The 7,398-nt window shown below is 59.4% G+C and carries 10 protein-coding genes; 8 read left to right on the top strand and 2 right to left on the bottom strand.

Going from position 1 to position 7,398, the window contains the following annotated elements:
- Positions 1-349, bottom strand: a 349-nt coding sequence (locus Q0025_RS14555) for a DUF2076 domain-containing protein (RefSeq protein ID WP_297300368.1), incomplete at its 3' end; no start/stop codon positions are given.
- Positions 350-556: 207 nt separating this feature from the next.
- Between Q0025_RS14555 and hisS the strand changes: the two genes are divergently transcribed.
- Positions 557-2,086, top strand: coding sequence for a histidine--tRNA ligase (hisS, locus tag Q0025_RS14550; protein ID WP_297300366.1), 1,530 nt, complete (start codon positions 557-559; stop codon positions 2,084-2,086).
- A gap of 93 nt (positions 2,087-2,179) precedes the next feature.
- Entirely contained in the window at positions 2,180-2,788 is a 609-nt protein-coding gene (locus tag Q0025_RS14545; protein ID WP_297300364.1) for a helix-turn-helix domain-containing protein, read from the top strand.
- A 25-nt stretch (positions 2,789-2,813) separates the two neighbouring features.
- On the opposite strand, the gene Q0025_RS14540 is transcribed toward Q0025_RS14545, so the two are convergent.
- Positions 2,814-3,263: a hypothetical protein gene (locus Q0025_RS14540; RefSeq protein ID WP_297300362.1), complete on the bottom strand. Its 450-nt coding sequence runs from the start codon at positions 3,261-3,263 to the stop codon at positions 2,814-2,816.
- 199 nt (positions 3,264-3,462) lie between these two features.
- Here Q0025_RS14540 and Q0025_RS14535 point away from each other — a divergent pair, with 199 nt between their 5' ends.
- The 6 genes from Q0025_RS14535 to Q0025_RS14510 all read left to right on the top strand — a co-directional run.
- Positions 3,463-3,777 carry a helix-turn-helix domain-containing protein gene (locus Q0025_RS14535; RefSeq protein ID WP_297300360.1) on the top strand — a complete coding sequence of 105 codons (315 nt, stop codon included), beginning with the start codon at positions 3,463-3,465 and terminating at the stop codon, positions 3,775-3,777.
- A gap of 258 nt (positions 3,778-4,035) precedes the next feature.
- Positions 4,036-4,464 carry a hypothetical protein gene (locus Q0025_RS14530; protein ID WP_297300358.1) on the top strand — a complete coding sequence of 143 codons (429 nt, stop codon included), beginning with the start codon at positions 4,036-4,038 and terminating at the stop codon, positions 4,462-4,464.
- Positions 4,465-4,528: 64 nt separating this feature from the next.
- Entirely contained in the window at positions 4,529-5,113 is a 585-nt protein-coding gene (locus tag Q0025_RS14525; RefSeq protein ID WP_297300356.1) for an HdeD family acid-resistance protein, read from the top strand.
- A 74-nt stretch (positions 5,114-5,187) separates the two neighbouring features.
- Positions 5,188-5,745, top strand: a complete 558-nt coding sequence (locus Q0025_RS14520) for an HdeD family acid-resistance protein (protein WP_297300353.1) — start codon at positions 5,188-5,190, stop codon at positions 5,743-5,745.
- A gap of 498 nt (positions 5,746-6,243) precedes the next feature.
- The gene (locus tag Q0025_RS14515) at positions 6,244-6,762 is read left to right on the top strand and encodes an Hsp20/alpha crystallin family protein (RefSeq protein ID WP_297300351.1); all 519 of its coding nucleotides are present in this window, start codon (positions 6,244-6,246) and stop codon (positions 6,760-6,762) included.
- Positions 6,763-7,196: 434 nt separating this feature from the next.
- A partial coding sequence (locus tag Q0025_RS14510; RefSeq protein WP_297300348.1) for a hypothetical protein occupies positions 7,197-7,398 on the top strand: 202 nt, incomplete at its 3' end.

The following is a 7,398-nucleotide window of genomic DNA, read 5'->3' as shown; positions in this document are numbered from 1 at the left end:
AGGGACCGCCCGGGAGCGGCTGCGCCGGACGCGGCGGCTCGGGCGGCGGTGCCGAAGGGCCGCCGCCGAAGATCGAGCCGAGGCTGCTCAGGAAACCGCCGCCTTGCGGTTGACCCTGCTGTTGCGGCAGCGAATTCAGTTGTGCCTGCAAGTCTTCGATTTTTTTGTTGGCGGCTTCCAACGCCTGGTTCTGGACGAGCACGGCCTGCGCCAGAAAATAGGGCGCGTAGGGCTGCGCCCTGACAGCGTTTGCAATCAACGCCTCGGCTTCCGGATCGCGCGGCACATTGGCGGACCCTTGAATGCGGTCGAAAAGACCGGTCAGCAACTGGCGTTCTTCGGGTGACATGGTTTTCTCCCGTGGTTCGGGGTGGCCCCGCGGCGGACATATGGGAGGCGATTGCGGCGCCACCAAGGGGGGCCGGACGGGGCGGGATTTGGAGTGAGCTTTCGCTTCGCGCCACGATGGCTTAGAGCAGGCCGCGAAAACATGCCTGGCTTTTCAGGGACGGGCACGGGCGATGGATCGAAAAAAGCCGCGGGAAGGTTTGCAGGAATGAACGACGTTAAGAAGACGGCACGGACCCAGGCCCGATTGCCGCGCGGCTTCGGCGATCGCGGGCCGGCCGAGATCGCCGCGACCGAGCGGATGCTCGCGACGATCAAGGAGAGCTACCAGCTCTACGGTTTCGAGGCGGTCGAGACGCCGTTCGTCGAATATACCGAGGCGCTGGGCAAATTCCTGCCCGATCTCGACCGGCCGAACGAGGGCGTCTTCTCCTTCCAGGACGACGACGAGCAATGGCTGTCGCTGCGCTATGATCTGACCGCGCCGCTCGCCCGCTATGTTGCCGAGAATTACGACAAGCTGCCGAAGCCCTATCGCTCCTATCGCGCCGGCTTCGTTTTCCGCAACGAGAAGCCGGGCCCAGGGCGCTTTCGCCAATTCATGCAATTCGATGCCGATACGGTCGGCACAAGCTCCGTCGCCGCGGACGCCGAGCTTTGCATGATGGCGGCCGATACGCTGGAGCGGCTCGGCGTCAAGCGCGGCGACTATGTGATCAAGGTGAATAATCGCAAGGTGCTTGACGGGATTCTCGAAGCGATTGGGCTTGGCGGTGCGGAGAACGCTGGGCGCAGGCTGACAGTGCTGCGTGCGATGGACAAGTACGATAAGTTCGGCGCTGACGGCGTCCGTTTGTTGCTCGGTGCAGGGCGGAAGGATGAATCAGGTGATTTCACCAAAGGTGCTGGGTTGCAGCCCGCGGCGATTGAGGTCGTCCTGAAAATTCTCACAGAGCCGACTTCGGAGATCACCTCCGCTATGGTGGAGGACAGGATCGGGGGAGTCCTGATCAGAAATTCTGCTTTCGCTGATTTATCCGCGTCGCAAATTTTCAACGAAGGCATTGCAGAGCTTGTAAAGATTCAATTTCTGACGCGAAATTCCGGTTATACGGATGAGCAAATCCGCATTGATTTGTCTGTTGTGCGCGGCCTCGAGTATTATACCGGCCCGGTGTTCGAGGCCGAACTGGCTTTCGAAATCGCCGAGGAAGACGGCCGCCCCGTGCGTTTCGGCTCGGTCGGCGGCGGCGGCCGCTACGACGGTCTCGTCGGCCGCTTCCGCGGCGAGGACGTGCCGGCGACCGGTTTTTCCATCGGCGTCTCGCGGCTCTATGCGGCGTTGAAGGCGATCCATTCGCCGGTCGTGGCCGGCGCGCAGCAGCGCGGGCCGGTTGTCGTCCTCGTCCTCGACCAGGCGGAGGTCGTCCGCTATCAGGGCTTTGTCTCGCTCCTGCGCAACGAAGGCATTGCCGCGGAGCTTTATCTCGGATCGTCGGGGATGAATGCGCAGTTGAAATATGCCGATAAGCGCAAGGCGGTCTGTGCCGTCATTCAGGGCTCGAACGAGCGCGAGAAGGGCGAGATTGCGATCCGCGATCTCGTCCTTGGCGCCGAACTCGCCGCCGGGAGCAAGGAGCGCGCGGATTATCTCGAATTGCGCACCAAGGCGCAATTTACCGTGCCGGAAGCCGATCTGCTGAAGGCGGTCAAAGAAGTGCTTTTGCGGCACGCTTAATGTCCGAAATCGCCTCCGCTGCCTTGCCGTATTCGGGATATAATCGTCTGGAATCGAAAAAATTCGATGTGACGGCTTATGAGCAAGCAGAGGATGAGGCCAGCGCCGGCGCTCTTGCAGCGTCTCGAAGCCGCCTTCTTGAGCCACGGCTATAGCGCGCTCTCGATGCTTGGCTTGGCCGAAGCCTGCGATCTGACGGCGCGTACGCTCTATAATTATTTCCGCAACAAGGAGGAGGCGTTCCGCGCCGCGGTTCTCTACCGCAATGAATTGGCGCTGAACCGCGGCTTTGCCGCGGGCCGCGAACAATGGACGAAGGGCGGCAGCGCGCTCGACATTCTCACCGCGATCGTCGATGTCCGCTACGGTGACACGCGCCGGGTCGCCAACGCATCACCGCATCTTATCGAATTGAATTCCGTCGTCTTCGAGCGCTGCAACGACATCGTCACGGCGGTGGCGCTGTCCTTCGAGGCCGACCTCGCGCAGTTCATTGTCGAGTTGCGGGATGCGAATTTGCTGCGTCTGCGTAGCGAGGTTTCGCCGCAGGCCGCGGCGCAGGCGCTTGCCAATGGCGCGCGCGGCGTCAACCAGCGCCTGCCGCCGGTGCCGCCGGCGGATTTGTCTGGACACTATCGCGAAATGTGCCAGTTCATTCTTTATGGCTGCGCCGAAACGCGCGACCGAAACGATCGCGCGTGAAGGCAATCCATTGCATGGCCAGATCTTACTGGAAGCGCGCCAGGAAGCTTCGTGGCTTGCCCGCTTGGTCGACGCCGGATTCGACCGCAAACGTCCGGCCACCGAGTGTTTCGGCCCGATCTTTGAGCGGATTACCGGCTAAGGCGTCGCTCGCCGCGTCCGATGCAACGGTGGACGCGCGATAAGGCCGTCCCTCTGCGCGTTCGACGGTAAAGGCATCACCACCGAGCGTCGTGGCGCGATCGCGCAACGGATTGTCACCCGCAACGCCACTGCGCGCAGCGGCCGCCTTGTAGGAAGACCCTTCCGCCCGCTCGATCGTAAATGCCTGCCCTCCAAGCGTCGCGGCACGGTCCGCAAGAGGGTTTTCAACAGCCTGGCTGCCTGAAGCGCCGAATTCGGCGCCGATCGTGCTGGGCAGATGGCGGCGCCCAGACGATGCCGCAAACGTCGAACTCGCTTGTGCGCCGACCAAGATAATGACGCTTACAGCTTTGAAAAGATGAGACTTGAACATGATATTCGCTCCTTTATTTCTGACCTCGCTAGCGCGGGCGCAACGTCCGCGAGCAGGCGCATTCCCGCGCCTCGCATCTGTAACTATGATTATAATAGTGACTATACAAGATGTAGTCAGTTGCAAATTTCTATCGATGCGATTATTTGTTTTGGTTATGAACGCTGGCTACTCGCAAGATTGCCCGGTCGCGCGGACCCTCGACATCGTCGGCGAAAAATGGAGTCTGCTCATTTTGCGCGACCTCGTTCAAAAGGGCCCGCAGCGGTTTCAAGACCTCGAGCTCGGTCTCGAGGGTGTCGCGCCGAACACGCTCTCCGCCCGCCTCAAGACATTGGAGCAACAGGGCGTTATCGGAATGCGGCTGTATGAGGCGCATCCACCGCGCTACGAATATTTCTTGACCGAGAAGGGCAAGGCGCTTCGTCCGGTTTTAGGCGCCCTCAGGGCCTGGGGCGAGCGTTTCACGTAAGGTGGCGAGGCGAATCCTGCCGCGGCGATTGCCATTGAGGCGCCGCGTAAGCGGCGGCAGAGAAGCGCGAAATTCTAAGTGCAAGCAAGCGAAAGCTCATGTCGAGGCAGCGCGCACCGCGTCAGTAAAATGGCGCGGTCGCGAAAACATTTTCGTCGAATTGAACAGATCGGCCGCTTGATTTCCGTCAATTCCCTCGCGCCGGTTTCGTGCCAATCAAAATTCTATTGTTAGGCCCTTTCTTGAAGGAGGACTGTTATGACCAAAAAACTGTCTGATCTTTTTGAGGACTTAGCGGTCCGCGCGAAAAAGGCCGAAGATGCGACGGCCGCCGCTGAAAAAGAGGGGCATGAGAAGCTCGTGGCGCGCCAAAAAGAAGCCTACGCCACAGTGCGAAACGTCATTGAAAAGATCGACCAAAAGGTCAAGTCGGCCGGCGATTCCGCGACCCGCGACCTGAGCACGATCAAGGCGAAAATTGCGGCGGATCTGATCGCGGTGAAGGAAGGCGCTGCGCACGTCGGCCATGAGCTTGATGTCAAGCGCGCGCAGGCCCGCGCCGACCGGCTGGAATGGGAAGCGCATTTCGCGATCGATTACGCCATTGCGGCGGTCGAACAGGCAGGCCTCGCCGCGCTCAGCGCCGTGCTCGCCCGAGCGGACGCTGCCAAGCAAGCCGCCCACTGAGAAAAAGCCCGGCCAAGGTCGAGTTTGTTGGGGAATTCAACGCGCAATCGGGAGGGAGAGCACAATGACGAGTGCAGATGCTCATTCGATTGTTTTTCGCCCGCTTCTTAGTGCCCTAGCAGAGAAGTGGTGGCTGCTGCTGCTGCGCGGCATGGCCGCAGTTGCGTTTGGCGCCCTTGCGCTCGCCAGACCGGGCGTCACCATACTCACCCTGACATTGATGTGGGGCATCTACGCCCTCTTCGACGGTGTTCTTGCGCTGTGGGAAGCCGCCGCCGGAGGTGTCGGCGAGATCATGCCGCGCTGGTGGTTGGCGCTCGTCGGCGTCGCCGGCCTATGCGCGGCAATCGCGGCCTTCACTTGGCCGGGGATGACAGCGCTTATCCTCCTTTGGTTCATCGCTGCTTGGGCGATCGTGATCGGCGCGTTGCAAATTTGGGGGGCATTCCAGTTGCGCCACGAGGCCGAAGGGGAATGGCTGCTCGGTTTGAGCGGCGCCCTCTTGATCGCCTTCGGCGTCATCGCTTTCGCGCGGCCGGGCGCCGGCGCGCTGGCATTGGTCTGGATGATCGCTTGGTTCGCGATCGCGATCGGAGCGATTTATATCCTGGTCGCGTTCAGGCTGCGGAAATTTAAAGCAGCCGCCTGAGGCTGCGGAGATTCGTCGCCGCCCGGAACTCGCGAGCTTTAGGTTATTGGAGGCGATCAGCGGAGGAGCGCGCTATGACAAGCTATATTCAAGAGCTGCAGGTGCAGGTCCCCCATGAGATTGTCCATTATTGGGGATGGTTCTTGGTCCTCGGCGCTGCGCTGGTGTTGCTGGGTGCCGCAGCGATCGCAAGATCGTTCGCGGCGACGGTCGCCACGATGCTGTTTTTCGGATGGCTGTTCGTCTTCGCCTGCGCCATTGAAGTCGGCCAAGCCGTCCTCGTTGGACATTGGGCAGGCTTTTTCTATCATTTGCTCTCCGCGGTGCTTTTCGGAATAGCGGGATTCATCTTAGTCACGCGGCCGCTGATCAGTGCAGAAGCGATCACGATTCTGATCGCAACGCTGTTTCTGGTCAGTGGGATATTTCAATTGATTGCCGCGGTGGCGATTGCGACGCCGGGAAGCGGCTGGCAGGCCCTCGATGGCATCGTCACCTTTATCCTCGGCCTGCTGGTGCTTGCGCAATGGCCGGCCTCGGGCCTCTGGGTCATCGGCCTTTTTGTCGGGCTCGATCTGATTTTCTACGGCGCCGTTTGGATCGCGCTGGCCCTAAGACTGCGGGCAAGTTGAGAGCGCCTCGCCAAGCTATAGATGCGCGCACGCTCATGTTCGCCCGCCGGCAAATCGGCGGCCTCGTGTTCGCGCGTCAATTTCTCGAAAGCGGATAGACGTCTCTCTGAGATCTCTCGAGCTTGAAAGAAATCGCCGGCATTGCGTCGAGACGTGCCGCGCACTCACGCAGAGCAAGGATATCCGACGAACTCACTTTGAAATAGCGCGCAATTTGATCGGCTGGCACGCCCAAATCATCAAAAATCAACAAAGCCTGATAGGATATCGGCCAGCTCTCTCTCGATCCATCGATCCCGCCGCGGCCTTGGAGCACAGCATCATGCCGTATGGGACACATCGCAAACCCTCCAAATTCATCGGCTTGGCACTGGATAATCTTTAGCTTCAAAATTTATAGCGGCATCGACAGCGGATCGTTTGAGCGAAGTCAATCCGCGCGGATTTCAGCGGCTGTACGAGTCTGGCTGGTTCTAACCCCGAGAGGAGGGCTTAGCTATGGCTGAAGCTGCAACCAAGCTACCTGTAAAGACTGAAAAGGCGGCCGCGCCATCACGGCCTTTTGTCAGTCTTCGTCAGGAGATTGATCGACTGTTCGAGGATTTCGGTCGCGATTTCTGGGTTTCCCCTTTCCGTTCGCTGCGCGATATCGAGTCGTCAATGCGGCGCGAAAATTGGGCCAGTGCCCCTGCCGTCGATATTGTCGAAAACGACAAGGCCTTTGAGGTCACGGCCGAGCTTCCCGGCATGGATGAGAAAAGCATCGACGTGCAAGTGGCCAACGGCGGCCTGACGATCAAAGGCGAAAAGCACGAAGAGACTGAAGAGAAGCGGAAGGACTATTTTCTACGCGAGCGTCGCTTCGGGTCCTTCGAGCGCAGTTTTCGTCTCCCGGAGGGCGTCGACAAAGACAAGATCGAAGCCGTCTTTAAAAAGGGCGTTTTGACCGTGACGTTGCCGAAAAGCGCCGAAGCGCAGAAAGCGGCAAAGAAGATCGAGGTCAAGGCAACGGCGTGAGCTTCAGACTTTTCGAGCTGCGGCGCCGGCCGCAGCTCGTGACAACCGAATTTAACGCGCCTACTCGCGCTCAAAAGGTTTGCGCCAGAACCTCCAGTGTGTCGGGCGAACGAGGACAAGCTCGCGAGTCTTGCTATTGAACCATTCGCCGTTCGTTCGGCGGCAAGCGAAAATCAAAGGTTCGATGTCGTCGCGATCTTGAACGCCGAGTTCGAGGTCTAAATTGGGCGGTGCTGTCTCAATCGGTTGCCAATCCATCGGACACGTCCTGACGAGGATAAATCGGATTGGCGCGACAATCTCCACCCGCCGCCGATCCAAGCTAAAAGTAACGAGCAAAGCTTATTTTTGAGCCTTATATTATCGGATTACCGTCATGTGCCATTTAACACATCTCGCTCCTACGGGTCTTGATCCAGATCAGGGATGCCGGCTTGTTGCTGCTTGAAGCTGTAACGGTAATATCCCAGATGAAAAGGCAACGCAGTTGGGAGCGTGTGTCATTGAGTTATCCTTCGGATGAATTTCAAACCCAGTTGTTTTCCGCTGTTTCTCCGTCTGAGGAGGAATGCTGCAGCCAAGCGTTGAGAGAAGACGGCGACGGTCGACCGAGACTGGGTCTGATCGGCGTCAGCC

Source organism: uncultured Methylovirgula sp., from assembly GCF_947646745.1.
Lineage (GTDB): Bacteria > Pseudomonadota > Alphaproteobacteria > Rhizobiales > Beijerinckiaceae > Methylovirgula.
The sequence above is the reverse complement of the archived record's forward strand: the minus strand, read 5'-3'. Positions and strand labels throughout refer to the sequence as shown.

What these genes read in the sequence shown, in the direction of transcription:
- hisS (WP_297300366.1), top strand. Translation starts at nt 557, where the DNA reads ATGAACGACGTTAAGAAGACGGCACGGACCCAGGCCCGATTGCCGCGC.
- Q0025_RS14545 (WP_297300364.1), top strand. Translation starts at nt 2,180, where the DNA reads ATGAGGCCAGCGCCGGCGCTCTTGCAGCGTCTCGAAGCCGCCTTCTTG.
- Q0025_RS14535 (WP_297300360.1), top strand. Translation starts at nt 3,463, where the DNA reads ATGAACGCTGGCTACTCGCAAGATTGCCCGGTCGCGCGGACCCTCGAC.
- Q0025_RS14530 (WP_297300358.1), top strand. Translation starts at nt 4,036, where the DNA reads ATGACCAAAAAACTGTCTGATCTTTTTGAGGACTTAGCGGTCCGCGCG.
- Q0025_RS14525 (WP_297300356.1), top strand. Translation starts at nt 4,529, where the DNA reads ATGACGAGTGCAGATGCTCATTCGATTGTTTTTCGCCCGCTTCTTAGT.
- Q0025_RS14520 (WP_297300353.1), top strand. Translation starts at nt 5,188, where the DNA reads ATGACAAGCTATATTCAAGAGCTGCAGGTGCAGGTCCCCCATGAGATT.
- Q0025_RS14515 (WP_297300351.1), top strand. Translation starts at nt 6,244, where the DNA reads ATGGCTGAAGCTGCAACCAAGCTACCTGTAAAGACTGAAAAGGCGGCC.